This window comes from Castellaniella denitrificans (genome assembly GCF_042653765.1).
Taxonomy (GTDB): Bacteria; Pseudomonadota; Gammaproteobacteria; order Burkholderiales; family Burkholderiaceae_B; genus Castellaniella; species Castellaniella denitrificans.
Map to the genome: position 1 here is coordinate 361,879 of NZ_JBHSEZ010000001.1, position 24,352 is coordinate 386,230.

Here is a 24,352-nt window from a genome sequence, read left to right on the forward strand (position 1 = left end):
GTGAAAAAATTCCTCTTCGACCTCTTTCCGCTGATCCTGTTCTTCCTGGCGTTCCGCTTCGCCGACATCTACGTCGCCACCGGAACGGCCATGGCGGCGGCCGTGCTGCAGATCCTGTGGCTGCGCCTGACCGGTCGCGCGATCGAGCCCACGCACTGGATCAACCTGACGGTGATCGTCGTGTTCGGCGGCGCGACCCTGCTGTTCCACGACGACACCTTCATCAAGTGGAAGCCCACGGTCCTGTACTGGCTGTTCGCCGCCATCCTGATGGGCGCGCGCCTGTTCGCCGGGCGCAACCTGATGCGCCGCCTGATGGGCGACAAGGTCGCCCTGCCCGAACGCGCCTGGAACCGCCTGAACGACAGCTGGGCCGGGTTCTTCGTCGCCTCGGGCGCCCTGAACCTGTACGTGGCCTTCTCCGGCCGCTTCACCGAGGCGCAGTGGGTGAATTTCAAGGTCTTCGGCCTGATGATCCTGCTGCTGCTGTTCGTGGTGGCGCAATCCCTGTGGCTGGGCCGGCACATCCAGGCCGAATCCGCCGCGCCCCGGGCCGACGCGCCCGACGGCGAGCCGCGCGGATGAGCCCGCACGCCGCCGGCGCGGCCCCGGAAGGCCGCCCATGAACCCCGCCGAGACCGACCTGAAGGCCGTGCTGGCCGAGCGCCTGGCCGCGCTCGAGCCCGCGCGGCTGGAACTCGTCGACGAATCCCACCTGCACGCCGGCCATGCCGGCGCCCGGGGCGGCGCGCGGCACTTTCGCGTCCGCATCGTGTCCAATCAATTCCAGGGGCTCGGCACCCTCGCCCGCCATCGTCTTGTGTATGATTGCGTGCGGGATCTGATGCCCCATCCGATCCACGCCCTGGCCATCGAGGCCGGCACCCCTCCCATCGAAGGATTTTCATGAAACGTATCGCTGCTGTCGCCCTGGCCTGCTCCCTGACGCTGCCGGTCTGGGCCAAGGACATCGCCACCGTCAACGGCCAGGGCATCTCCCAGGCCAAATTCGACCAGTTCGTCAGCATGCTGGTCACCCAGGGCGCCCAGGATACGCCGCAACTGCGCGACCAGGTCAAGCAGGAAATGATCAACCGCCTGGTCGCGGTCCAGGCCGCCGAGAAGGCCGGCCTGCAGAAGGATCCCGCCGTCCAGCAGGAAACCGAGCTGGCCACGCAGAGCATCCTGGTGCGCGCCCTGATGGCCCGCTACCTGAAGGACCACCCCGTCAGCGAAGCCGACCTGAAGAAGGAATACGACACGATCAAGGCCGAACAGGCCTCGCGCCAGGAATACAAGCTGCGCCACATCCTGGTCAAGGACGAAGCCAAGGCCAAGGACCTGATCAAGTCGATCAAGGCGAAGAAGACCACGTTCGAGGCCGCCGCGAAGAAGGACTCGATCGACACCGGCAGCGGCAAGAACGGCGGCGAACTGGGCTGGGGCCCGACCAGCAACTACGTGCCCGAATTCGCCCAGGCCGTGGAAAGCATGAAGAAGGGCGACCTCAGCGCCCAGCCCGTGCAGACGCAGTTCGGCTGGCACGTGATCCAGGTCGAGGACGTGCGCCCGATCGCCTTCCCCTCCTTCGAGGAAGCCAAGCCGCAACTGGAGGAAATGATGCGCCAGCAGGCCCTGGCCGACTACCAGAAGAGCCTGGTGAAGGACGCCAAGATCGTGGACAAGGCTGAAAAGTAAAGGCCCCGCGCGGCCTGCGGCCGCCCGCTGTCCTCGACGGCCTCCCTCCGGGAGGCCGTTTTCATTGGATCAGGGATTCAGCCCTGCCCCAGCAGCGCCAGCAGCCCGGCCTCGTCGATCACGGGCACGCCCAGTTCGGCGGCCTTGGCGAGCTTGCTGCCGGCCTCCTCGCCGGCCACCACCCAGGCGGTCTTGCGCGACACCGAGCCGCTGACCTTGCCGCCGGCGGCCAGGACCAGGCGTGTGGCCTCGTCGCGGCTCAGGGTCGGCAGGGTGCCCGTCAGCACCAGGGTCTTGCCCGCCAGGGGCTTTTCGCCCGCCGGCGCGGCGTCGGCCTGGGGCTCGACCCCGGCGTCCCGCAGCGCGGCGATGACCTCGCGGTTGTGCGCCTCGGCGAAGAAGCGCCGGATCGAGGCCGCCACCACCGGGCCGACGTCCGGGACCTGCAGCAGCGCTTCCTCGGACGCGTCCATGATGGCCTCGATGGAGCCGAAATGCCGCGCCACGTCGCGCGCCGTGGTCTCGCCCACGTGGCGGATGCCCAGTGCGTACAGCAGGCGCGACAAGGCCGGGCGGCGGCTCCTGTCGATGGCGGCCACCAGGTTCTGCGCCGACTTGCGTCCCATGCGGGGATAGGTGGACAGCTCCAGCTCCTGCAGGCCGTACAGGTCCGCCAGGGTGCGCACGCGCCCGCTGTCCACCAGTTGCTCGATCAGCTTGTCGCCCAGGCCGTCGATGTCCAGGGCCTTGCGGCTGGCGGCGTGCCACAGGGTCTGCTTGCGCTGCGCGGGACAGAACAGCCCGCCGGTGCAGCGCGTGATCGCCTCGCCCTCCGGGCGCTCGACCGCCGAGCCGCACACCGGGCACACCGGACAGGCGGCCAGCAGGTCGAAGACCGGCGCACCGGCCGGGCGCAGCGACAGCACCGGCCCGACGACCTCCGGGATGACGTCGCCCGCGCGGCGCACCACCACGGTGTCACCGATGCGCACGTCCTTGCGGCGGATCTCGTCCTCGTTGTGCAGCGTGGCGTTGGTGACCGTCACGCCGCCGACGAAGACCGGCTGCAGCCGCGCCACCGGCGTCAGCGCCCCGGTGCGGCCCACCTGGACGTCGATGCCGATCAGCCGGGTGGTTTCCTCCTGGGCGGGGAACTTGTGCGCGATGGCGAAGCGCGGCGCGCGCGCGACGAAGCCCAGGACGTCCTGGGCGCGCAGGTCGTCGACCTTGTAGACCACCCCGTCGATCTCGTAGGGCAGGTCCGCGCGGGACGCCCCCACGGTCTCGTAGAAGCGCAGCAGTCCGGCTGCTCCCCGGCACGACGCGCGACCGGGGCTGACGGCGAAGCCGAAGCCCGCCAGCCAGTCCAGCATGCCGGAATGGGTCGCGCGCGGCCGCAGCTCGGCACCGTGCTCGTCCAGGATCTGCCCCCAGCCATAGGCGTAGAACCGCAGCGGACGGGTCGCCGTCACGCGCGGATCCAGCTGGCGCAGGCTGCCGGCCGCCGCGTTGCGCGGGTTGACGAAGGGCTTGTCGCCCCGGGCGACCTGGGCCTCGTTCAGCCGCGCGAAATCCGCCCGCGTCATCAGGACCTCGCCGCGCACCTCGAGCACGGCGGGCGCGTCGCCCCGCAGGCGCAGGGGCACCGAGCGCAGCGTGCGGATGTTGGCGGTGATGTCCTCGCCCCGGGCACCGTCGCCCCGGGTCGCCGCCTGGACCAGGCGGCCCCGTTCATAGCGCAGGCTGACGGCCAGGCCGTCGAACTTGTATTCGGCGACGTAGGCCACGCCGGGACCCGGCGCGGCGGCCCGTTCGGCAGGCGGGTCCTCGCTCAGCGGCAGCGCGCCCTGAATGGCGCCCCGGGCGGCCTCCTGGGCGGTGCCCGCGCCGGCCAGCAGGCCGGATCCGATCAGGGTGGACACGATCCGCTCGTCGAAGGCGACAATGTCCTCGGCCTCGAAGGCGTTGCCCAGCGACAGCATGCGCACGGCATGCCGCACGGTGGCGAAATGATCCAGCGGCGCCGCGCCGACCCGCTGCGTGGGGGAGTCGGGCGTCACCCAGTCGGGGTGGTCGCGCTCGATGGCCTGGAGGTCGGCCATCAGCCGGTCGTACTGCGCATCCGAGACGGAGGGCGCGTCCTCGACGTAATAGCGGCGATTGTGGGCCTCGATCTCGGCGCGCAGGGCCTCCAGGCGGCGCCGGTCGGCCGCCTCGCGGGCTTCGGCGGTCGCGCCGCCCGGCGCCGCCGTATCCGGCCGCGCGCCGTCCTGTCCGGCGGCGCCCGCGTCGGGGCGCGCGGTCACGAAAACACCCGTGCCGCGCGGTCCGTGCCGGCCAGGAACCCCGCCTGGTCGAGCTGATCGTACAGGGCGCTGATCTGCCGGTCGATGGCGGGCGAGGAGCTGTCCTGGAAGGTGCGGCCCTGGTCGTCCAGCACGTGGGCGTCCAGGCGCGCGGCCAGGTCGCGGCCCACGGTCACCATGCGGCTGAAGGCCTGGTCGTCGGGCAGGCTGTTGGGCACGTCCAGAACTAGGTCGACGCGGTGCGTGGATTCGCCGTCCTGGGCCTCGACCTGCAGGGCGAAACGCGGCAGGCCGTTTTCCGCCATCCAGGCCCACTGCCCGCGCGACTGGACGAAGCCCGCCTCGGCGGCCGCCTGGACGATCGCCGCCACCGGGCGCGGCTGGGCCAGTTGCAGGATCAGCCCGACCTGGGCGTCCATGGCGGCGCAGCGCGCGTCCAGGTCCGCCGCCTGGCGCAGGACCACGTCCTGGTCCGGGGCCTCGATCAGGCCCTCGAAGCGTTCCGCCAGATTCTGCGCCAGGGTCCAGAGGTTGGACCATTCGATGGCCGTCAGCGGACCGCTGCGGTTGGCCAGCACCACCGCCAGCTGCAGCGACACGTAGGATTCGCCCGGCAGGGCCTCGGCGCGGTGGCCGCCGCCTTCGCGTTCCGCGAACACGCGCACGGGCTTCTTGCCGACGCGGCCGATGGCCCGCAAGGCCTCGGCCAGGGCCTCGCCCGCCACGGGATGGGCCAGGGCGATGTCGATGACCGCCTCGCAGGCGGGATCGGCTTCCGCGCCGTCGTCGGCCGCGGGGCGGCCGGCCTGCCACAGGCCCGGCTCGCGCCGGGGCCCGGTATCGCGCATCAGCACGTCGTGGCCGGCCTCCGGCAGCGACTGGCGCATGCTGCGCCGCGCCCGCCAGTCCTGCCACGCGTTGTACAGCAGGACGACGACGATCAGCGCCACCCCGATCGAAATCAGCAAGATCTGCAAGTCGCTCATAGAACCCTCTTCATCCGGATCAGGCCGCCTCGGCCGCCCATTGCAGGGCCGAGTCCATGTCCACGGCCACGATCCGCGACACGCCCTGTTCCTGCATGGTCACCCCGATCAGTTGCCGGGCCATCTGCATGGCGATTTTGTTGTGTGAAATGAACAGGAACTGCGTCTGGTCGCTCATGCCGCGCACCAGGTTCGCGTACCGTTCGGTATTGGCGTCGTCCAGCGGCGCGTCGACCTCGTCGAGCAGGCAGAACGGCGCCGGATTGAGCTTGAACAAGGCGAACACCAGGGCCGTCGCCGTCAGGGCCTTCTCGCCGCCCGACAGCAGGTGGATGGTGCTGTTGCGCTTGCCCGGCGGCTGGGCCATGACCTGCACGCCGGCGTCCAGGATCTCCTCGCCGGTCATGGTCAGGCGGGCCTCGCCGCCGCCGAACAGGCGCGGGAACAGCTCGCCGAAATGGCCGTTGACCGTCTCGAAGGTCTGCGACAGCAGTTCGCGGGTCTCGCGGTCGATGCGGCGGATCGCGTTTTCCAGGGTGTCGATGGCCGCCAGCAGGTCGGCGTGCTGGGCGTCCAGGAAGTTCTTGCGTTCCCGCGCGGCCGTCAGTTCGTCCAGCGCCGCCAGGTTCACGGCGCCCAGCGATTCGATGTTCCGCGTGATGCGCTGGACCTCGGACTGCAGCCAGTCCAGGCGCCGCCACTGGGGCGGCTGCTCGTCCAGGTGGCGGCGCAGGGCGTCGCGATCCACCTGGCGGGCGTCGAGCTGCTCGGCGAACTGCTCGACCGACAGGCGCGAGGCCTGTTCCTTCAGTTGCAGTTCGGTGATGCGCGCCCGCAGGGGATCCAGGCCGCGTTCCAGCGTCAGCCGGCCCTCGTCGGCCTCGCGCAGGGCGGCCGCCGCCCGGTCCTGCTCCAGCCGCGCCTCGCGCAGGGCCTCTTCGCACGCGGCGCGGGATTCCAGCGCGTCCTGCAGGCCGGCCTGGGCCATGGATTCGTCCAGTTCGAAGAGCTCGCCCTGCAGGGATTCGAGCTCGGCCCCCGAACGGCGGGCCTGGTCCTCGGCCAATTGCAGGGTGCGGCGCAGTTCGTCCAGCCGGTGGCGCAGGGTGCGCACGGCGTATTCGGCCTCCTGGGCGGCGCGTTCCTGGTCGCGGCCCCGCTGGCGGGCCTGCTCGGCCTGGCTGGACAGGTCCTCGGCCTGCAGGTCCAGCTCCGCCAGGCGTTCCTGCTGTTCGGCCAGGACCTGGTCCAGCGATTCGAAGCGAGCTTCGGCCTCGGCCCGCCGGGCGTCCAGCGCAGCCTGCTGCCCGGCCAGTTCCTCCAGGTCGCGGGCCAGGCGGCGGGCCTGCTCGTCGGACCGCGCCGCCTGCTGGCTGAGCTGCTGGTGGCGGATCTGCGCGTCGTGCTGCGCCCGCATGCGCTCGGCGATCTGCTGGCGCGCGGGCTGGAGCGCCTGGCTCAGATTGCGGCAGGCGGCGTCGGCCTGGGCGTGGGCGTCCAGGGCCTGGTCGGCGATCAGTTGCGCCGCGCGGATTTCCAGGGCTAGGTTGTCGATCTGCTGGCGGCGCGCCAGCTGGCCGGCCTGTTCCGAGTCGGCCGCGTAGAAGCGCACGCCACAGGCATCGACCCGATGGCCATCGCGCAGCACCCAGACCCCGCCCGGCGGCAGCTCGCCGCGCCGCGCGAGGGCGGCGCCCAGGTCGTCGGCCACCCACGCGTCGCGCAGCCACACGGCCAGCAGCGGCCGCAGGGCGGGTTCGCGCGCATGCACGAAATCCAGCAGGCGCGGCGCGTCCGGCCCCGCCGCCGAAGGCGGCCCGGCGTCGCCGGGCACCTGGTAGAAGGCCAGCCGCGCGGGCGGGGCGTCCTGGGCGAAGGCGCGCACGTGATCCAGCGTGCGCAGGCCCAGGGCGTTCATGCGTTCGTGCAGCACGGCCTCCAGGGCGGTTTCCCAGCCCGCGTCGACCCGCAGCTGCTGCCACAGGCGGGGCAGGCCGCCCAGTTCCTGGCGCCGCAGCCAGGGTTCCAGCGCATCCTCGGACTGGATCTTTTCCTGCAATGCGATCAGGGCCTGGCGGCGGGCGTCGAGCCTTTCGAGATCCAGCCGGGCCGCCTGGCTGGCCTGCAGCGCCTCGGCCCGGGCGGCTTCCAGGTCCGGCAGGCGGGATTCGAGTTCCAGCAGGCGCGCCTGGGCTTCTTCCAGGCGTTCCTCGGCGACCGCGCATTCCCCCGCCCAGCGCTGCAGCTCGGCCGGATCCGGCGCGCCCAGAGCGGCACGCTCGTCCTCGAGGCGCGCGCGGCGGTCCTCCAGGGCGCGCCACTGGCCGTCGGCGTCCCGCTGGGACTGCGCGGCCAGCGCCAGGTCCTGTTCGGTGCGCGCCAGGGCGCGCCGCCATTCGTCCCTTTGGGCCGCCAGGTCGCGCAGCCGCGCGTCGAGTTCCGGCAGGCCGTCCTGGGCGCTGCGCGCCTGCTCGGACAGCTGTTCCGCGCGGGCCTCGGCTTCCTCGATCCGCGCCTGGGTGTCCTCGATCGAGGCCTGGCTGTGGGCGCGCTGGTCGCCCCATTCCTGCTGCTGGGCCTGCAATTGCGCGCGCCGGACCTGCAGCCGGTTGCGCGAATCGACCACGTGGCGGATTTCGGCTTCCAGGCGGCTGACCTGGGCGCCGGCCTCGAACAGTCGGCCCTGCGTCTGGTGGACCCGCTCGCTGGCCTCGAAGTGCGCGCCGCGGCGGGCTTCCAGGTCCGATTCCAGGGCGCGCAGCCCGGCCACGGCCGATTCCAGTTCGGCCTGGGCCCGTTCGGTTTCCACGGCCAGGGATTGGCGGCTTTCGCGCGCGGCCTGCTCGCGCAGCAGCCACAGGGCGTGCTGCTTGAGTTCGCCTTCGGCCTGCAGCGCCCGGTAGTCGGCCGCCACCCGGGCCTGGGATTCCAGCTTTTCGAGCTGGCCGGCGAGTTCGCGCAGGATGTCTTCCAGGCGAGTCAGGTTTTCGCGCGTGTCGCCCAGGCGGTTCTCGGTTTCGCGGCGGCGTTCCTTGTAGCGCGACACGCCGGCCGCCTCTTCGAGATAGACGCGCAGTTCCTCGGGGCGGGCCTCGATCAGGCGGTTGATCATCCCCTGGCCGATGATGGCGTAGCCGCGCGCGCCCAGGCCGGTCCCCAGGAAGATGTCGTGGATGTCGCGGCGGCGCACCGGCTGGTTGTTGATGAAGTAACTGCTGGCGCCGTCGCGGGTGAGCACCCGGCGCACGGCGATTTCCGCGAAGGCGGACCACTGGCCCGCCGCCCGGCCCTGGCTGTTGTCGAACACCAGTTCGACCGAGGCGCGCGCCGCCGGCTTGCGCTGGCCCGAGCCGTTGAAGATCACGTCCTGCATCGAGGATCCGCGCAATTCGGACGCCTTGGTCTCGCCCAGCACCCAGCGCACGGCGTCGATGATGTTGGATTTGCCGCAGCCGTTGGGACCCACCACGCCGACCAGCTCGCTGGGCGTGGGAATCACGGTCGGATCCACGAAGGACTTGAATCCGGCAAGTTTGATCTGCGTGAGGCGCACGGTGCTCGGGCTGAAGGAAAATCGAGGTGCGTGGATGACAGCGTATGATAACGCACCGGCTCCGGGCGACGGCCCGTGCGCGGCGCGGGCGCCCAGGCGGCAACCCGCTATACTGCAACTCTTTTTTACGGGCGCGCCTCGCGGCAGCCGCCCCCTTCGTCAACCACTTCGGGGTCCGCGATTGAACAAGGGCTTTTACATGGTCATGGCCGCGCAGGCGCTCTCGTCCGTCGCGGACAACGCCCTGCTCATCGCCGCGATCGGGCTGATCGCCGATCTCAGCGGCCCGGACTGGATGGCCCCCATGATGAAGTGGTGGTTCGCCCTGGCCTACGTGGTGCTGGCGGCCTTCGTCGGCGCCTTCGCCGACGCCTTCCCCAAGGGCCGGGTCATGTTCGCCACCAACGCGCTCAAGACCTGCGGCTGCCTGCTGATGTTCAGCTACGGCGCGTTCGGGCTCGGCCATGAGCACCAGCTGGTCCTGATCTTCGTGGCCTACACCGTCGTCGGCATCGGCGCCGCCGCCTATTCCCCGGCCAAGTACGGCATCGTCACCGAAATGCTGCCGCCCGAACTGCTGGTCAAGGGCAACAGCTGGATCGAAGGCCTGACCGTGCTGTCGGTCATCGTCGGCACCGTGCTGGGCGGGCTGCTCATCAGCCCGGCGGTCTCGGCCTGGCTGATGGCCTTCGACTGGGTGGACCGCCTGGCTGACAACGCCGCCCAGAGCGCCATCCTGATCATCGGCCTGGTCTACATCGCCGCCGCCCTCTGCAATCTGCTGATCCCCGACACCCACGCCTTCTACCCCCGCCAGCAGACCCACCCGGCGGCCCTGATCCGCAACTTCACCCGCTACGTCCGCATCCTGTGGTCCGACAAGCTCGGCCAGATCTCGCTGGCGGTCACGACCCTGTTCTGGGGCGCGGGCGCGACCCTGCAGTTCATCGTCATCGAATGGGGCGCCCAGCACCTGGGCTACCGCCTGGACCAGGCCTCCGTGCTGATGGGCGTGGCGGCCTTCGGCACCGTGATCGGCGCGATCTGCGCCGGGCGGGTGCCGCTGCGCCGCGCGCTGGCGGTCCTGCCGGTGGGCGTGGCCATGGGCCTGGTGGTGCTGCTGATGCCGGCCGTCTACACCACCTGGACGGTGTACTGCCTGCTGCTGCTGATCGGCGGCCTGTCGGGCTTCTTCGTGGTCCCCATGAACGCCCTGCTGCAGCATCGCGGCCACGTGCTGCTGTCGGCCGGCCATTCGATCGCCGTGCAGAACTTCAACGAGCAGTTGAACATCCTGCTGATGCTGGCCATGTACAGCCTGATGCTGTGGCTGGGCCTGTCGATCAACCTGATCATCGCCCTGTTCGGCATCCTGGTGGCCTGCCTGATGCTGGTCTTCATCCACTGGAACCGGCTCAACCACCGCGCTCATCCCGAACTGAGCCAGCTCATCGGCCAGACGGGCCACGGCACGGCGCTGAACTGATCCGAAGCCTCCGGCCCCGAAGAGGCCCCGGCCGCCGTCCCGAAGAAACTCGATCAGCCCTCGGCCCGGGGGGCGGCCGCTTCCGTCTCGCGAACGGCGGCGGCCAGGCCGGCCAGATCGCGCCAGGCCTCGGCCTTCCAGGCGGAGCGCACCAGCAGCGACGAGGGCTGGTGCGTGACCCAGACCGGAATCGGCTCGCCCTGGTCGGGCACGTGCCGGTGCGGGCCGCCGCGCAGTTCGTCCAGATCCCCGTCCGCCCCGATCACCGCCTGCGCGGCCACCCGGCCCAGCGCCAGGATCCAGTGCGGCCGCAGCAGGGCGATCTGGCGGCGCAGCCAGGGCTGGCAGGCCGCGATGTCCCGGGGGGACGGTTCCCGGCCGCCGACGGCGCGGCATTTCACGACGTGGGTCAGATAGGCCGATTCGCCGCGCGGCAGGCGCGCGGCCGCCAGCATGGCCGCCAGCAGGCGGCCCTGGTCGCCCTGGAACGGCCGTCCGCTGGCGTCGTCCTCGATGCCGGGCTGTTCACCGACGACCAGGTAGTACGGCCGGATCGCCTCGCCCGCCCCGGGCACCGCCCGGACGCGCTGGGCATGCCGCTCGCACCGGCCGCAGGCCGACACCGCCGCGTCCAGCGCGGCCAGGTCCGGGCAATCCGCCGGCGCGGCGGCATCGGGTACCGGCGCCGACGGGGCGACGAGCCCGACCGGGGCGCGGACGCGCGTCAGGCCCGGGGCCGGCGCCCGCGCCGACGGAGCACGGGACCCCGCCCCGGCATCGGGACGGGCCTCCGTGGCGGCCTCGGCGGCCGGGAAGGCCGCAGCGGGCGAAACCGCGGACAAGACATCGGCGGCCGGAGCGGCGGACAAGGCGGCGGCAGTGGACGCCCGGGCCGCGGACGCCGCCTCCGGACGCGCCGCCAGCCAATGGGTGTCCAGCCCGATCTCGGCCAGCCAGGCGATCTGGCCCGGGCGCAGCAGGGCGCGCGGCATCATGAGCGCCCCCAGGGCCGGGCGATGCCCAGCCCTCTCCCCGCGGGAGTCGAGGAAACCGGGGACGGCCCGGCGGTTCCTTGAGCGGCGTCCGCCGCCAGGGACAATGTCATGATCCAGGCGTCCTCGCGGCCCTGGAACGCCGGGTAATAGCCCCGCCGCAACCCGACCTGGGCGAAGCCGTACCGGTGATAGAAGGCGATGGCGCGCTCGTTGCTGGGGCGGACTTCGAGCGTCAGGGCCGGCAGGCCGGCCTGCCGGCAGTGGTCGACGCAACGGCGCAGCAGCCGCGCGCCCACGCCCTGGCGCTGGGCGTCCGGGCGCACCCCGATGACCAGCAGATGCGCCATGTCCGGCGCGTCCATCACCAGGGCGAAGCCGAGCATCGCCCCCATGCGGCGCACCACCCAGCCGCGATAGCCGGCGGCCAGGCCGTCGGCGAAATTCTTGCGGGTCCAGGGAAAGGACTGCACCCGGCCCTCGATGGCGGCGACCTCGTCGACGTCGGCGGCCGTCATGTCGTGCAGGGTCAGGGTCGCCGCGTCGACCTGGGGATTGCCGCCCAGCCCGCCGGCGCGCTCGACCGTGGTGTAGGCGACCTTGTCGCGCACGTAGGCGGGCGACGCCAGGGCGGCGTCCACCGCCCGCCCTTGCCGCCAGGCCTGTTCCGCCAGGCGGGCGATGGTGCCGGCCTGGGCGCGGGCGCCGTCCGGCGCCGCGGGCGCGAGGCGCGCGCCCAGGGCCTCGAGTTCGCGGTCCAGGCCGGGAAAGACGCCGAGCGCGTCGCCATGCGCCGTCCAGCCGCCCCCCGCCCGCATGTCCCAGCCGGCCGATTCGCGGGCCGCCCAGTCCGCCACGTCGGCGCGGGCCAGCAGGGCCGGCGCCTGCAGCGTGGCCCAGTCCGCGCCGCCCGCCCGGTAGGCGGCGGCATAGACCTCGTTCATGCGCGCGTCCTGCAGCACCACATGGACCCCGGCCGGATCGTCGCCGGCCCCCTGCAGCGCCACGGCGCACAGGGAATCCACCGGCAGCACGGGGATGTCCAGCGCCACGGCCAGCCCCTGGGCGACCCCGCAGGCCACGCGCAGCCCCGTGAACCCGCCCGGCCCCTGGCCGAAGGCGATCGCCGACAGGTCGCGCCGCGCCAGGCCGGCCTGGTCCAGCAGGTCCCGCGCCATGGGCAGGATGCGCTCGGCGTGCGCGCCGCGGCCCTGGTCATGCTGGGCCGTGCGCAGCCGTGTCCGGCCGTCCGCCCGGGACAGCAGCGCGACACCGCACAAAGTGCTTGATGTTTCAAACGCGAGAATGTGAAAATCGTCCATTGCCCGGACATTTTAAAGGAGAGGCCGAAGGGCGCCGCTTATTTCCGAAACAAAGACCAAACGCTTATTGTGTAATTTGTTGTGATAAGCGCTGGAACCCCTTTCCCGACCCTGTTACATTTTCCGCATGAACACGCAAACACAGACCCTCACCCGCAAGATCCTCATCGTCGACGACGATCCCAGGCTGCGCGATCTGCTGCGCCGTTATCTGTCCGAGCAGGGCTTCAACGTCTACGTCGCCGAGGACGCCAAGGAAATGGCCAAGCTCTGGCAGCGGGAGCACTTCGATCTCCTGGTGCTGGATCTGATGCTGCCCGGAGAGGACGGCCTGTCCATCTGCCGCCGCCTGCGGGGCAGCCACGACAACACGCCCATCATCATGCTGACCGCCAAGGCCGAGGAAATCGACCGCATCGTCGGCCTGGAAATGGGCGCCGACGACTACCTCACCAAGCCCTTCAACCCGCGCGAACTGCTGGCCCGCGTCAACGCCATCCTGCGCCGCCGCGGCACGGAGGAACACCCCGGCGCCCCCAGCCAGGAAAACGAATCCGTGGAATTCGGCCCCTACGTGCTGAACCTGTCCACGCGCACCCTGACGCGCAACGGCGAGGCCGTGCCCATCACCACCGGCGAATTCTCCGTGCTCAAGGTCTTCGCCCGCCACCCCAAGGTCCCGCTGTCGCGCGACAAGCTCATGGAACTGGCCCGGGGCCGCGAATACGAAGCCTTCGACCGCAGCCTGGACGTCCAGATCTCGCGCCTGCGCAAGCTGATCGAACCCAATCCCTCCAAGCCGGTCTTCATCCAGACGGTCTGGGGCCTGGGCTACGTCTTCGTGCCCGACGGCGGCCAGTAAGCCATCCTTTTCCGACCACGGGCCGCGCGCCCGTATCATCCCATGACTTTCCTGAGGCGGCTCCGGCACGGCATCCGTCCCCGGCTGCGGCTGGGGCTGTTCAGCCGTTCCTTCCTGCTGATCGCCTGCCTGATGCTGGTCAGCCTGGGCGCGTGGCTGCAGATCGTCTTCAACATCGAGGAAGGCCCCCGGGCCGCCCAGCTGGCGCAGCGGATCGCCACCACGGTCAGCATCACGCGCTCGGCCCTGGTGTACGCGCCGCCGCCCGTGCGCCCTTCCCTGCTGCTGGACCTGGCCACCCAGGAAAGCCTGCGCGTCCAGCCACGCGACCGGTCCGACGTGCTGGAGCCCCTGCCCCACACCGACTACTGGACCAACGTGTCCGGCGAGATCCGCAACCGCCTGGGCAGCCAGACGGCCATCATGTGGTCCGTGAACCAGGTCCCCGGCATCTGGATCAGCTTCAACATCAATGACGACCTGTACTGGCTGGTCTTCGACCGCGACCAGCTGCGCCTGACCACCGGCCGCGAATGGCTGGGCTGGGTGGCGGCGTCCCTGATGCTGGCGCTGCTGGGGGCGGCCATCAGCGTGCGCTTCATCAACCAGCCCCTGGCCCAGCTGGCCAAGGTCGCCCAGCAGCTCGCGCGCGGCGAAACGCCCACGCCCCTGCCCGAAAAGGGGCCGGTCGAGATCCGCGACATGAACATCGCCTTCAACCGCATGGCGCGCGACCTGCGGCAGAACGAGGCCGACCGGGAAATCATGCTGGCGGGGATTTCCCACGACCTGCGCACGCCCCTGGCGCGGATCCGCCTGGAAATCGAGATGAGCCACATGACCGACGAGGCCCGCCAGGCCATCGACGAGGACCTGGCCCAGATCAACCACAGCATCGGCCAGCTGATGGAATACGCGCGCCCGGCCGGCCAGGTGCCCGAGGCCGGCATCGACGTGTCCCGCGTGCTGCAGGACCTGTTCGAACGCGAGCGCAGCCACACCGAATCCCTGGGCGGCGAGCTGGACGCCTCCATCCAGCCCGGCCTGCAGGCGCGGATCAGCGCCAACGACCTCAAGCGCATCGTCAGCAACCTGATCGAGAACGCCCGCCGCTACGGCCGCAGCGCCAGCGACGGGCGCGCCCACATCCGCCTGGTCGCCTACCAGAGCGGCAACCAGCTGACCATCGAGGTCCGCGACCAGGGCGTCGGCATCCCCCAGACCGACATCCAGCGGCTGCTGCGGCCCTTCGCGCGCGGCGAATCCGCCCGCACCGGAGTCAGCGGCGCCGGCCTGGGCCTGTCCATCGTCGAACGGCTGCTGGGCCAGGTGGGCGGGAAGTTCACCCTGGCGCCCAATCCTCCCCAGGGCCTGCTGGCGCGCATCGAGATCCCCAAGGCCAAGGCCCAGGCAAAGGCCTAGGAGCGCGGCGCCCGGACCCCGCGCGGGCGGGGCCATGGCGTAGAATGGGGTGGCGGCCGCGATGGCCGTCCATCATCTCAGGAGCCCCGATGAAAACCATAGGCGACAAGCTCGAGGCCTTCCGCGTCACCGGCGTCAAGCCCGGATTCAACCAGCACGAGGAAAACGGCGTCTCGGCCTTCGAGGACATCACGGAATCGTCCTTCCCCGGCAAATGGAAGGTGATCTACTTCTACCCCAAGGACTTCACCCAGGTCTGCCCCACCGAGATCGTCGGCTTCAACGCCCTGGCCGACGAATTCGAGGAACGCGGCGCGGTCCTCATGGGCGGTTCGACCGACAACGAATACGTCAAGCTCGCCTGGCGGCGCGCCAGTCCCGAACTGGGCAAGCTCAACCACTACCAGTTCAGCGACACGGCGGGCGCGCTGGTCGATCCGCTGGGCATCCGCGACAAGTCCGAAGGCGTCGCCCTGCGGGCCACCTTCATCGTCGATCCGGACAACATCATCCAGCACGTGGCGGTCAACAATTTCAACGTCGGCCGCAGCCCCGAGGAAACCCTGCGCGTCCTGGACGCGCTGCTGACCGACGGCCTGTGCGCCTGCAACCGCCCCATCGGGGGCGGCACGCTGTAGCCTCCTAGACCTGGGCCAGCAGCGCCACGGCGCTGGCCGCGATGCCCTCGCCCCGTCCCAGGTAGCCCAGGCCCTCGTTGGTCTTGGCCTTGACGTTGACCATCGCCGGATCGACCCCCAGGTCGCCGGCGATGCAGGCGGCCATGGCCGGGGCGTGCGGCGCGATCTTCGGCGCCTGGGCGTGCACCGTGGCGTCCACGTTGACCACGGCCCAGCCCGCCTCGCGGGCCAGGCGCGCGGCCTCGCGCAGGAACAGGCGGCTGTCGGCCCCGGCCCAGCGCGGATCGCGGTCGGAGAAATGGCGGCCGATGTCCCCCAGCCCCGCCGCTCCCAGCACCGCGTCGGTCACCGCGTGCAGCAGCACGTCGGCGTCCGAGTGGCCGGCCAGGCCGCGTTCGTAGGGGATGCGCACGCCGCCGATGATGAGCGGCCGGCCCTCGGCCAGGACGTGCAGGTCGTGGCCCTGGCCGACGCGGAAAGGAAAGGGGGACGTCATGGGATGCGTGCTCCAGTGGGATGCCGTTCAGCGGACGCGCGGCTCGCGGCGCGCCGCGAGCCGGTCCTCGAACCAGTCGAAATCTTCCGGCCAGGTCAGCTTGTCGTTGGCCCGCGCGCCGCGCACCAGCAGCGGGGCGCGGTCCGGCGCGCAAGCCAGTTCCACCGCCGAGGCCTCGTCGGTCACCCGGGGATCGCCGGCGCACGCATCCAGCGCCGCCCGCAATTCCCCGGCGCGGAACATCTGCGGCGTCTGCGCCAGCCACAGGCCCTCGCGCGGCAGGGTCCGCGCCACCCGGGCGGGGCCGCCGGGCGCGTCCCCGGCCCGCTTGACCGTGTCGGCCACCGGCAGGGCCAGCAGCCCGCCCCGGTCCAGCGACAGGCAGGCGTCGATCAGACGCCCCAGGGCGTCGGTCGGCAGGCCCGGCCGGGCCGCGTCGTGCACCAGCACCCAGGCCGTATCGTCCAGCCCCGCGTCCCGCAGGGCGGCGCGCACGGTCTCGGCCCGCGTGGGACCGCCGCAGGGGCGCCAGACCGTGCGCGGCAGGCCGGCGAGCGCCTCGTCCGCCCAGGGGTCGCCGGGCGCCACCGCCACCCGGACCTGGGCGATGCGGGGATCGGCCAGCAGCGCGCGCACGGCATGGCGCAGCATGGGCTCGCCGCCCAGGGCGCGGTATTGCTTCGGCCGGCCGCCGGGGCCGCCGGCGCGCACGCCGACGCCAGCGGCCGGCACCAGGGCGATCAGGGTTCCGCTCATCGGGAAGGCCTCCCGTCCATGCCGGGCGGGGTCGTGGGCCGTGCCGCGGCGGGCGGGCGGAAGGATGCGTTCATGAGGAGCGATTTTAGCCCACGGCGCGCGGCGGTCCCGGGATCCGGTCCGGCCGGAAAAGTAGCTGGAATATCATGATCATGAAAATTACGAAGGCATTTCCTTTCACATGTAGAATGACTACATTCACCGTTTCGGCGCCCCGCCTCCCATGCCCATGAATGCTCTCGAACTGTTCGAACTCAGCCCCGTCATGCCGGTCATCGTGGTCCGCGATCCGGACACGGCCGTGGAGCTGGCCCGCGCGCTGGTCGCGGGCGGCGTCCGCACGCTGGAAATCACGCTGCGCTCGGCGGCCGCGCTGGACGCGATCGCCGCCATCCGGGACCGGGTGCCCGACGCCGTGGTCGGCGTGGGCACCGTGCGCACGCCGCAGCAGCTGGACGCCGCCGTGCACGCCGGCGCCCGCTTCGGCGTCAGCCCGGGCCTGACCGAAGACCTGGCCCTCGCCGCGCGCGCCTCGGGCATCCCTTTCCTGCCGGGTGTCTCCACGGCTTCGGAAGCCATGCGCGCGGCCGAACTGGGGTTCCTGGTGCAGAAGCTGTTCCCGGCCGAGGCCGTGGGGGGCGCGGCGCTGCTGAAGGCCTGGCACGGCCCCTTGCCCGACCTGATCTTCTGCCCCACGGGGGGCATCCATGCGGGCAACGCCGCCCGATACCTGGCCCTGCCCAACGTCGGCTGCGTCGGCGGCTCCTGGCTGACGCCCGCCGCCGCCGTCGATGCCCGTCAATGGGACGCCGTCACGGCGCTGGCCCGCGAGGCCTGCGCGCTCGCGGCAAGATGACCGATCGCGCGTTCGCCTGAACCCGTCAGGCGAGCGGATACGCCGCGCGCGGGGCCTCGCCGCGCAACACCATCAGCAGATTGTCGACCGCCATGGCGGCCATGGCCGTGCGCGTCTCGTGCGTGGCCGAACCGATGTGAGGCAGCGCCAGGATGCGCGGATGGCCGCGCAGCGGCGAATCCGGCGGCAGCGGCTCGACGTCGAACACGTCCAGCCCGGCCGCGCGCAAGCGCCCGCCCTCCAGCGCATCCAGCAGGGCGCGTTCCTGGACGATGGGGCCGCGCGCGCCGTTGATCAGGATCGCGCCGGGTTTCATGCGGGCGAAGGCTTCCGGCCCGATCAGGCCGCGCGTGGCCTCGGTCAGCGGCAGGACCAGCACCACGAAATCGGCCGTCTCCAGCAGCTCGTCCAGCCCGGCGGCGCGCGCCTTGCCGGGCGGCAGGCCGCTGTCGACCGGGCGCCGGGCGTGATAGACCACCGGCATGCCGAAACCCAGGGCCGCCCGTCGGGCCAGCGCCTGACCGATGCGGCCGTAGCCGACGATGCCCAAGGTCTTGCCGTGCACGTCCCAGCCGTATTCCTCGGGGCCGACGTTGCGCACCCACCGTCCATCGCGCACCAGGTTCGCCATGTCGCACAGCCGGCGGCTGGTGGCCAGCACCATCCCGAACAACAGGTCCGCCACCGATTCCGTCAGCACGCCGGGAGTGTGGCACAGCACGATGCCGCGCTCGCGCAGCGCGGCCAGCGGATAGGCGTCGACGCCCACCGAAATGCTGGACACCACCCGCAAGGCCGGCGCCCGGTCCAGCATCGCCGCGTCCAGGCGGAAGCTGGAGCCGATCATGCCCCGGGCCCGGCCCAGCGCCTGGAAGAACGCCTCGCGCTGGTCCTCGCGCCGGGGATCGGCCTGGATGACCTCGTGCTCCGCACGGATCCGCGCCAGTTGCGGCTCGGGCAGATCACGGTAGACGAGGACGGTTTGGCGTGTCATCACAGCCCCGCCAGCCGCAGCACGGTCCGCGTGGGCAGGCCCTCGGTGTCGCCCGGCACCTGCACCGCGCGGGCGCCGATCCAGGCCCCGCGCGCCACGGCGCGTTCCAGGGACAGGCCTTCGAGCAGGCCGCTGATCACCCCCACGGCGAAGCCGTCGCCCGCGCCCACGGTATCGACGACCCGCTCCACCGGACTGGCCGGCACGTGGCCGCTGCGCGCACCGTCATCGTAATACGCCCCGTCGGGGCCGAGCTTGACGACCACCAGCCGCGCGCCCCGATCCAGGTAGAAACGCGCGATGGCCGCGGGTTCGCGCTCGCCGGTCAGCAGGCGGCCTTCCTCGATGCCGGGGAGCACCCAGTCCGCCAGGGCGGCCAATTCGTTGACGCCCTCGCGCATGGTCTGGGTCGAGGGCCACAGCGTGGGGCGCAGGTTGGTGTCGAAGGACACGGTCCGGCCGGCCTCGCGCATCAGGCGCATGGTCCGCCGCGTGACTTCGAAGCTGTCGGCCGACACCGCCGCGAACACCCCGGTGGCGTGCAGGTGGCGGGCGGACAGCAGCCAGTCCCGGTCCACGTCATCCGGGCGCATGCGGCTGGCGGCCGAACCGGCGCGGTGGTATTCGACCAGGGGATCGCTGCCGTCCGTGACCCGGCTCTTGAACAGCAGGCCGGTGCGCTCGCCCGGCGCCAGGATCACGCGGGAGCAGTCCACGCCTTCGCCGCGCAGGCTGTCGAGCAGGTAGCGGCCCAGGGAATCCTGGCCCAGCCGGCTGCCCCAGCCGACCCGCAGGCCCAGGCGGGCCAGGCCGATGGCCACGTTGGTTTCGGCGCCGGCCGTGCGCTTGTGGAAAATTTCCACCTGTTCCAGCGGCCCGGGCCGCCCGGCCACCAGCATCACCATCGCCTCGCCCAGCGTGACGACGTCGAGCGGTTCATTCATTGCCATTGGAAGATTGCTCCAGTCGGCGCAGCGCGTCCAGCGCCTGGCCGGTGACCCGGCCGAGATCCGCGCCGGTCAAGGGATATTCGATGGCCCGGGGGGCGGCGGGCAGCGCCCGCAGCACCGCGCGCCAGGGCGCGGCGGACGATTCCAGCGGCACGGCCACCCAGCGGTCGGGGCGCCGCAGCACTCCCTTGCAATGCACGTAGCGGACCCGGGACGCGAACGCGCCGGCCGCCCGCAGGGGGCATTCGCCCACCCAGTGCCAGTTGCCCATGTCGAAAGTCATGCCCAGCGGCATCCCGGCGTCGTCGGCCGCGCGGAAGAAGGCCGCCAGGACCGGCACGGTGCCCGCCGATTCCGTCTGGTCGTTCTCCACCAGCAGTTCGACCGGATGGCCGGCCAGCAGGGTGCGCAGGGCGGCCAGGCCCGCCGGCGCGCGCGGCGCGAAGCCGCCGATCGACATCTTCAGCCAGCCGGCGCCCAGCCGGGCCGCGCGGTCCAGGCCTTCGCGGACCGCCGCCTCGTCGAGGCGGCCGGCCGCGTCCCACATGCCCCGCGGGCTGGAATAGACGCGGGCCAGGCCCACCTCGGCGGCCAGCGCCGCCAGCGCGTCGAGCTCGCCCCCGGCATCCTCGCGCAGCAGCTCGCCGCGCACCTCGACGCCGTCGGCGCCGGCCGCGCGCGCCAGGCGCGCGAACCAGGCCTGGCCATGGCGCCGGACTTCGTCGGCGCCGAACGCCGTCAGGGAAACCAGCGCGCCGCGCGCCGGAATGGATGCGTGCATGGCCGGGATCCTCAGTGATTCAGGATCTGGCCGAGGAAGCCGCGCGTCTTCTCGTGGCGCGGGGCCTCGAAGAACTGGTCCGGCGGCGCCTGCTCGATGATCCGGCCGTCGGCCATGAAGATCACCCGGTCGGCCACGCTGCGGGCGAAGCCCATCTCGTGGGTCACGCACAGCATGGTCATGCCGTCGCGGGCCAGGCCGATCATGGTGTCCAGGACTTCCTTGACCATTTCCGGATCCAGGGCGGACGTGGGCTCGTCGAACAGCATGACCTTGGGGGTCATGCACAGGGCGCGGGCGATGGCCACGCGCTGCTGCTGCCCCCCGGAGAGCTGGCTGGGGTACTTGTGCGCCTGCTCGGCGATCCGCACGCGCGACAGGTATTCCATCGCCAGGGCCTCGGCCTGGCCGGCCTTCAGCCCGCGCGAGCGCATCGGCGCCAGCATGCAGTTGCGCAGCACCGTCATGTGCGGGAACAGGTTGAACTGCTGGAACACCATCCCGACTTCCTGCCGCACGGCATCGACCCCGCGCCCGTCGGCGCCCAGGGCGATGCCGTCCACCACGATGCGCCCGTCCCGGATGGCCTCCAGGCCGTTGATGCAGCGGATCAGGGTGGACTTGCCCGAACCCGAAGGCCCGCAGATCACGATGCGCTCGCCCGCCGCCACCGTCAGGTCGATGTCGGTCAAGGCATGGAACTGCCCATACCATTTGTTGAGCTTCTCGATCTGGATGATCGGGGCGCCGGAGGGCGCATCGCGGGTCGGGGTCTCGGTCATGGCGGCGGGTCGGGAGTCGATCAGGATTGCTTCAATTGGGGCAGCGGCGTGCCCAGCCACTTCTGGTAGAGCTTGCTGAATTCGCCGTTCTGGATGTTGCGGTCGATCAGCTCGTTGACGGCCTTGAGCGTTTCCGGCTGGCCCGGGCGCATGGCCACCGCCATTTCCTGCTGCAACAGCACGAACTTGTTGTCGAAGCGGTCCGGAGCGCGCTTGGCGATGCCGGCGGCCACCGTGGTGGAGCAGCCGATCGCGTCGACCTGGCCCGACAGCAGGGCCTGCATGGCCGAGGCGTCGTCGTCGAAGCGGCGGACGTCGGCGTCCTTCGGGGCGATCTTGCTGACCGCGATGTCCTGGGTGCTGGCGCGCGCCACCCCGATCTTCTTGCCCGACAGGCCTTCCGGACCGGAGATCTTCAGGTCCTTGCCGCCGAACACCACGATCTGCGCGGCGGAATACGGATGCGAGAACTGCACCTGCTTGGCCCGTTCCGGCGTGATCGCCAGCGAGGCCACCAGCACGTCGACCTTGTCGGTCAGCAGGTAGGGGATGCGGTTGGGGCCGGTGACCGGCACGATCTTCACCTTCACGCCCAGGTCCTTGGCCAGGAGCTTGGCCACGTCGGCGTCATAGCCGTCGGGCTGGTTCTGGGTGTTCATGATGCCGTAGGGCGGGAAATCGACCAGCATGCCGACCGTCAGCTCGCCCTTCTGCCTGACCTGGTCGATGGTCTCGGCCGAGGCCGCGGGCGCCAGGCCGACGGCCAGGGTGGCGCAGGCGGCCAGCAGGGTGCCCCCCAGCATGCCGCGCAAGGTGTGATTCTTGAACATAATACGTCTCCGTGAGGTTGTCGGCCTGGGGCCTGTTGACACAGCAATGGGGCCGGACGCGCCCCGGAATCTTCCGTCCGCCTGTCAGCGCGCCTGGGCCAGCGACAGGCGCCGTTCCATCCGCCCCGCCAGCAGCGACAGCGGCCAGCACAGCAGGAAATACAGGGCCGCCACGATGGAGAACACCACCATGGGCTCGAACGTGGCGTTGTTCACGATCTGCCCCGCGCGGGTCAGTTCGGTGAAGCCGATGATGGCCGCCAGCGACGTGCCCTTGATGACCTGGACCAGGTAGCCGACCGTGGGCGGCACGGCGATCTTCAGCGCCTGCGGCAGGATCACGTCGCGCAGACGGTCGCGGTAGTTCAGCCCCAGGGCGGCGGCGGCTTCCCACTGGCCGCGCGGAACGGCCTCGATGCAGCCGCGCCAGATTTCGCCCAGGAACGAGCCCGCGTTCAGCGTCAGCGCCACGGCCGCGGCGGTCCAGGGATCGACCTCGAAGCCGATCACCGGCGCGCCGAAGAACACCAGGAACAGCTGCAGCAGCAGCGGCGTTCCCTGGAACACCTTGATGAATCCCGTGGCCAGCGCCCGCGCGGCGCGGTTCGCGCCGGTGCGCGCCAGGGCCACCGCCAGCCCGACCAGGCCGCCGCCGATGAAGGCGATGATCGACAGCAGCACCGTCCACTGGGCGGCCTGCAGGATGTACCAGAAATCGGAGGATCCGAAGGTTCTCATGAGCGGCCGTCCGGATAGCCGAGATACCGGTCGTGGATCCGGCGGAAGGCGTAGGAGAAGCACAGCGTCAGCGCCAGGTAGATCAGCGTGATGACGATGTAGATCTCGAAACTGCGGAAGGTTTCGGACTGCAGGGTGGCGGCCACCGAGGTCAGGTCGTCGGCCGAGATCACCGACACCACGCTGGAGGCCAGCATCAGCAGGATGAACTGACTGGTGAGCGCCGGATAGATGGCGCGCAGCGCGGGTTTCAGCACGACGAAGCGGAAGATCTCGACCCGCGTCAGGTTCAGGGCCAGGCCGGCCTCGATCTGCCCGCGGGGAATGGATTCGATCCCGGCGCGCACGATCTCCGTGGCGTAGGCGCCCAGGTTGACCGTCATGGCCACCAGCGCCGCCGTGTAGGGCGACCAGCGCACGCCGACGGCCGGCAGGGCGAAGAAGAAGAAAAACAGCTGCACCAGGAACGGCGTGTTGCGGATGAGCTCGATGTAGACCTGGATCAGCGCGCGCAGCGGCGCCGGCCCGGACGTCTTGCCCCAGGCGCACAGCACCGCCACCGCCAGGCCGAACAGCATCGCCAGGCCGGAGAGCTGGATCGTCATCCAAGTGCCGTGCAGCAGCAGCGGCCACGCCTGGAATACCGGACCGAACTGGAAGGTGTAATTCATGGGGATCGCCGGGAAATCCGCATCGATGAAACCGGTTTCATTGTACTGAAGCACGCGGGCTTTGAAAATCGGTGCTAACCCTGGAATCCCGGAGCCGGACCGCCTACGGATCCAGCCGCGTCGAGCCCCGCGCCATCAGCGTCCCGGGCAGGCGGATCGCGCGGGCGGGGACGGCCAGCCCGCCGATGCGCTCGATCAGGCACTGCGCCGCCAAGCTGCCCAGGGCGTCGGTCGGCTGGGCCACCGCGCTGATGCCCGGCCCGACGTACGGCGCCCAGGGCGTGTCGTCGATGCCGATCAGGCCGATGTCCGGCCCCAGGCGCCAGCCCAGTTCCGCCACGGCGGCCACGATGCGCATGGTCACGACCCCGTTGCCCGCGATCACGGCGGGCGGGCGGCGCGCGCCGGCGCGCAGATCCCGCAAGGCCCGCGCCAGGCCGGCCGGGTCGCCGGCGCCCGCCTCGATCCACCAGCCGGTGGCCGGCGCCCCCAGGGCCGCCAGCCGCGTCTCGTAGGCGCGGATGCGCTCGATGCGGGAACTGACCGCGCCCAGCGGCTCGCTGACGAACAGGAAATCACGATAGCCCGCCGCCATCAAGTGGTCGAGACAGGCATCGACGGCCTGGACGTTGTCCAGCGACACGAAGTCGACCTCCAGGCCCTGATGCAGGCGATCGACCAGCACCACCGGCCGGCCGCGCAAGGCCGGCGTCAGCACCGCGCCCTGCTCCAGGCCCATGGTGTTCAGGATGAAACCCTCGACCTGGTAGGTGGACAGCACCTGCAGGCCCACGCTTTCGCGCTCGCGTTCGTTGCCCAGGTTGAACAGCATCATCAGGTAGCCCGCCTGGCGGCAGGCCTGCTCGGCCCCGCTGAGCACGGCGACGGAATAAGGATTGGTGATGTCGGCCACCACCAGGCCGATCAGCCGCGAGCGGCCGCGCTTGAGCGCCCGGGCCATCGGGCTGGGCGTGTAGGACAGGGCCTCGACCGCGGCCTCGACCCGCCGGGCGATTTCCGGCGACAGCAGGGTGTCGCGGTGGTTGAGGAACCGCGACACCGTGGCCTTGGAAACCCCGGCGTGACGGGCCACGTCGGCGATCGTGCTGCGCGGCGGGTGATTGCTCATGAGCGGAAAGGTCCGGATGGAAGGTTCGGTCCGCCGGGTTCGCGCGCTGGGCCCGGCGCATGCGAACGCGCCGGACGGCGGCTCGATCCGGGCGCCTGTGCGGA

General features: G+C 71.2%; 23 protein-coding genes. 8 read left to right on the forward strand and 15 right to left on the reverse strand.

Annotated elements, in window-relative coordinates; genetic code table 11:
* Genes ACFO27_RS01775 through ACFO27_RS01785 form a run of 3 tightly spaced genes read left to right on the forward strand, consistent with a single transcriptional unit; the run spans window position 1 to window position 1,698 of the window.
* Window positions 1–585, forward strand: coding sequence for a septation protein A (locus tag ACFO27_RS01775; RefSeq protein WP_323025478.1), 585 nt, complete (start codon window positions 1–3; stop codon window positions 583–585).
* A gap of 37 nt (window positions 586–622) precedes the next feature.
* Complete coding sequence (locus ACFO27_RS01780; protein ID WP_376815745.1) at window positions 623–910, forward strand: BolA family protein; 288 nt, start codon at window positions 623–625, stop codon at window positions 908–910.
* Complete coding sequence (locus tag ACFO27_RS01785; protein ID WP_376815746.1) at window positions 907–1,698, forward strand: peptidylprolyl isomerase; 792 nt, start codon at window positions 907–909, stop codon at window positions 1,696–1,698. The genes ACFO27_RS01780 and ACFO27_RS01785 overlap by 4 nt, the downstream gene beginning before the upstream one ends.
* A gap of 77 nt (window positions 1,699–1,775) precedes the next feature.
* On the opposite strand, the gene ligA is transcribed toward ACFO27_RS01785, so the two are convergent.
* The 3 genes from ligA to smc all read right to left on the reverse strand — a co-directional run bounded on the left by ligA (window position 1,776) and on the right by smc (window position 8,543).
* Window positions 1,776–3,893: an NAD-dependent DNA ligase LigA gene (ligA, locus tag ACFO27_RS01790; protein ID WP_376816376.1), complete on the reverse strand. Its 2,118-nt coding sequence runs from the start codon at window positions 3,891–3,893 to the stop codon at window positions 1,776–1,778.
* 107 nt (window positions 3,894–4,000) lie between these two features.
* Window positions 4,001–4,990 (reverse strand): cell division protein ZipA C-terminal FtsZ-binding domain-containing protein, encoded by a 990-nt coding sequence (locus tag ACFO27_RS01795; RefSeq protein ID WP_376815747.1) that lies wholly within the window; start codon window positions 4,988–4,990, stop codon window positions 4,001–4,003.
* 19 nt (window positions 4,991–5,009) lie between these two features.
* A complete protein-coding gene (gene smc, locus ACFO27_RS01800) occupies window positions 5,010–8,543 on the reverse strand; it encodes a chromosome segregation protein SMC (RefSeq protein ID WP_376815748.1) in 3,534 nt (1,177 codons plus the stop codon).
* Between the two features lie 181 nt (window positions 8,544–8,724).
* On the opposite strand from smc, the gene lplT reads away from it, so the two are divergent.
* A complete protein-coding gene (gene lplT, locus ACFO27_RS01805; protein WP_376815749.1) occupies window positions 8,725–10,029 on the forward strand; it encodes a lysophospholipid transporter LplT in 1,305 nt (434 codons plus the stop codon).
* Window positions 10,030–10,082: 53 nt separating this feature from the next.
* Here the strand turns inward: lplT and ACFO27_RS01810 are convergent, their stop codons facing one another.
* Window positions 10,083–11,024, reverse strand: a complete 942-nt coding sequence (locus ACFO27_RS01810; protein ID WP_376815750.1) for a uracil-DNA glycosylase — start codon at window positions 11,022–11,024, stop codon at window positions 10,083–10,085.
* Window positions 11,021–12,343 carry a tRNA (adenosine(37)-N6)-threonylcarbamoyltransferase complex dimerization subunit type 1 TsaB gene (tsaB, locus tag ACFO27_RS01815; RefSeq protein WP_376815751.1) on the reverse strand — a complete coding sequence of 441 codons (1,323 nt, stop codon included), beginning with the start codon at window positions 12,341–12,343 and terminating at the stop codon, window positions 11,021–11,023. Before tsaB ends, ACFO27_RS01810 begins: the two co-directional genes overlap by 4 nt.
* A 127-nt stretch (window positions 12,344–12,470) precedes the next feature.
* On the opposite strand from tsaB, the gene ompR reads away from it, so the two are divergent.
* From ompR to ACFO27_RS01830, 3 genes are all read left to right on the forward strand, one after another.
* Window positions 12,471–13,205, forward strand: a complete 735-nt coding sequence (ompR, locus tag ACFO27_RS01820) for an osmolarity response regulator transcription factor OmpR (RefSeq protein WP_043680797.1) — start codon at window positions 12,471–12,473, stop codon at window positions 13,203–13,205.
* Between the two features lie 42 nt (window positions 13,206–13,247).
* Window positions 13,248–14,627 (forward strand): ATP-binding protein, encoded by a 1,380-nt coding sequence (locus ACFO27_RS01825; protein WP_376815752.1) that lies wholly within the window; start codon window positions 13,248–13,250, stop codon window positions 14,625–14,627.
* 89 nt (window positions 14,628–14,716) lie between these two features.
* Window positions 14,717–15,265 (forward strand): peroxiredoxin, encoded by a 549-nt coding sequence (locus tag ACFO27_RS01830; RefSeq protein ID WP_323025487.1) that lies wholly within the window; start codon window positions 14,717–14,719, stop codon window positions 15,263–15,265.
* 4 nt (window positions 15,266–15,269) lie between these two features.
* On the opposite strand, the gene ispF is transcribed toward ACFO27_RS01830, so the two are convergent.
* Entirely contained in the window at window positions 15,270–15,761 is a 492-nt protein-coding gene (gene ispF / locus ACFO27_RS01835; protein ID WP_323025488.1) for a 2-C-methyl-D-erythritol 2,4-cyclodiphosphate synthase, read from the reverse strand.
* Window positions 15,762–15,788: 27 nt separating this feature from the next.
* The gene (locus ACFO27_RS01840) at window positions 15,789–16,517 is read right to left on the reverse strand and encodes an IspD/TarI family cytidylyltransferase (RefSeq protein WP_376815753.1); all 729 of its coding nucleotides are present in this window, start codon (window positions 16,515–16,517) and stop codon (window positions 15,789–15,791) included.
* A 229-nt stretch (window positions 16,518–16,746) separates the two neighbouring features.
* Between ACFO27_RS01840 and eda the strand changes: the two genes are divergently transcribed.
* Window positions 16,747–17,373 (forward strand): bifunctional 4-hydroxy-2-oxoglutarate aldolase/2-dehydro-3-deoxy-phosphogluconate aldolase, encoded by a 627-nt coding sequence (gene eda, locus ACFO27_RS01845; RefSeq protein ID WP_376816377.1) that lies wholly within the window; start codon window positions 16,747–16,749, stop codon window positions 17,371–17,373.
* A gap of 25 nt (window positions 17,374–17,398) precedes the next feature.
* On the opposite strand, the gene ACFO27_RS01850 is transcribed toward eda, so the two are convergent.
* From ACFO27_RS01850 to ACFO27_RS01885, 8 genes are all read right to left on the reverse strand, one after another.
* A complete protein-coding gene (locus ACFO27_RS01850) occupies window positions 17,399–18,367 on the reverse strand; it encodes a 2-hydroxyacid dehydrogenase (RefSeq protein ID WP_376815754.1) in 969 nt (322 codons plus the stop codon).
* The gene (locus ACFO27_RS01855) at window positions 18,367–19,311 is read right to left on the reverse strand and encodes a sugar kinase (RefSeq protein WP_376816378.1); all 945 of its coding nucleotides are present in this window, start codon (window positions 19,309–19,311) and stop codon (window positions 18,367–18,369) included. Before ACFO27_RS01855 ends, ACFO27_RS01850 begins: the two co-directional genes overlap by 1 nt.
* Complete coding sequence (locus ACFO27_RS01860; RefSeq protein ID WP_376815755.1) at window positions 19,304–20,098, reverse strand: sugar phosphate isomerase/epimerase family protein; 795 nt, start codon at window positions 20,096–20,098, stop codon at window positions 19,304–19,306. The genes ACFO27_RS01855 and ACFO27_RS01860 overlap by 8 nt, the downstream gene beginning before the upstream one ends.
* Window positions 20,099–20,109: 11 nt before the next feature.
* Window positions 20,110–20,880 (reverse strand): amino acid ABC transporter ATP-binding protein, encoded by a 771-nt coding sequence (locus ACFO27_RS01865; protein WP_376815756.1) that lies wholly within the window; start codon window positions 20,878–20,880, stop codon window positions 20,110–20,112.
* A 20-nt stretch (window positions 20,881–20,900) separates the two neighbouring features.
* Complete coding sequence (locus ACFO27_RS01870; RefSeq protein ID WP_376815757.1) at window positions 20,901–21,710, reverse strand: transporter substrate-binding domain-containing protein; 810 nt, start codon at window positions 21,708–21,710, stop codon at window positions 20,901–20,903.
* An 84-nt stretch (window positions 21,711–21,794) separates the two neighbouring features.
* Window positions 21,795–22,448 carry an amino acid ABC transporter permease gene (locus ACFO27_RS01875; protein WP_376815758.1) on the reverse strand — a complete coding sequence of 218 codons (654 nt, stop codon included), beginning with the start codon at window positions 22,446–22,448 and terminating at the stop codon, window positions 21,795–21,797.
* Window positions 22,445–23,119, reverse strand: a complete 675-nt coding sequence (locus tag ACFO27_RS01880) for an amino acid ABC transporter permease (protein ID WP_376815759.1) — start codon at window positions 23,117–23,119, stop codon at window positions 22,445–22,447. The genes ACFO27_RS01875 and ACFO27_RS01880 overlap by 4 nt, the downstream gene beginning before the upstream one ends.
* Before the next feature lie 103 nt (window positions 23,120–23,222).
* Window positions 23,223–24,248, reverse strand: coding sequence for a LacI family DNA-binding transcriptional regulator (locus ACFO27_RS01885; RefSeq protein WP_376815760.1), 1,026 nt, complete (start codon window positions 24,246–24,248; stop codon window positions 23,223–23,225).
* Between the last annotated feature and the right edge of the window lie 104 nt (window positions 24,249–24,352).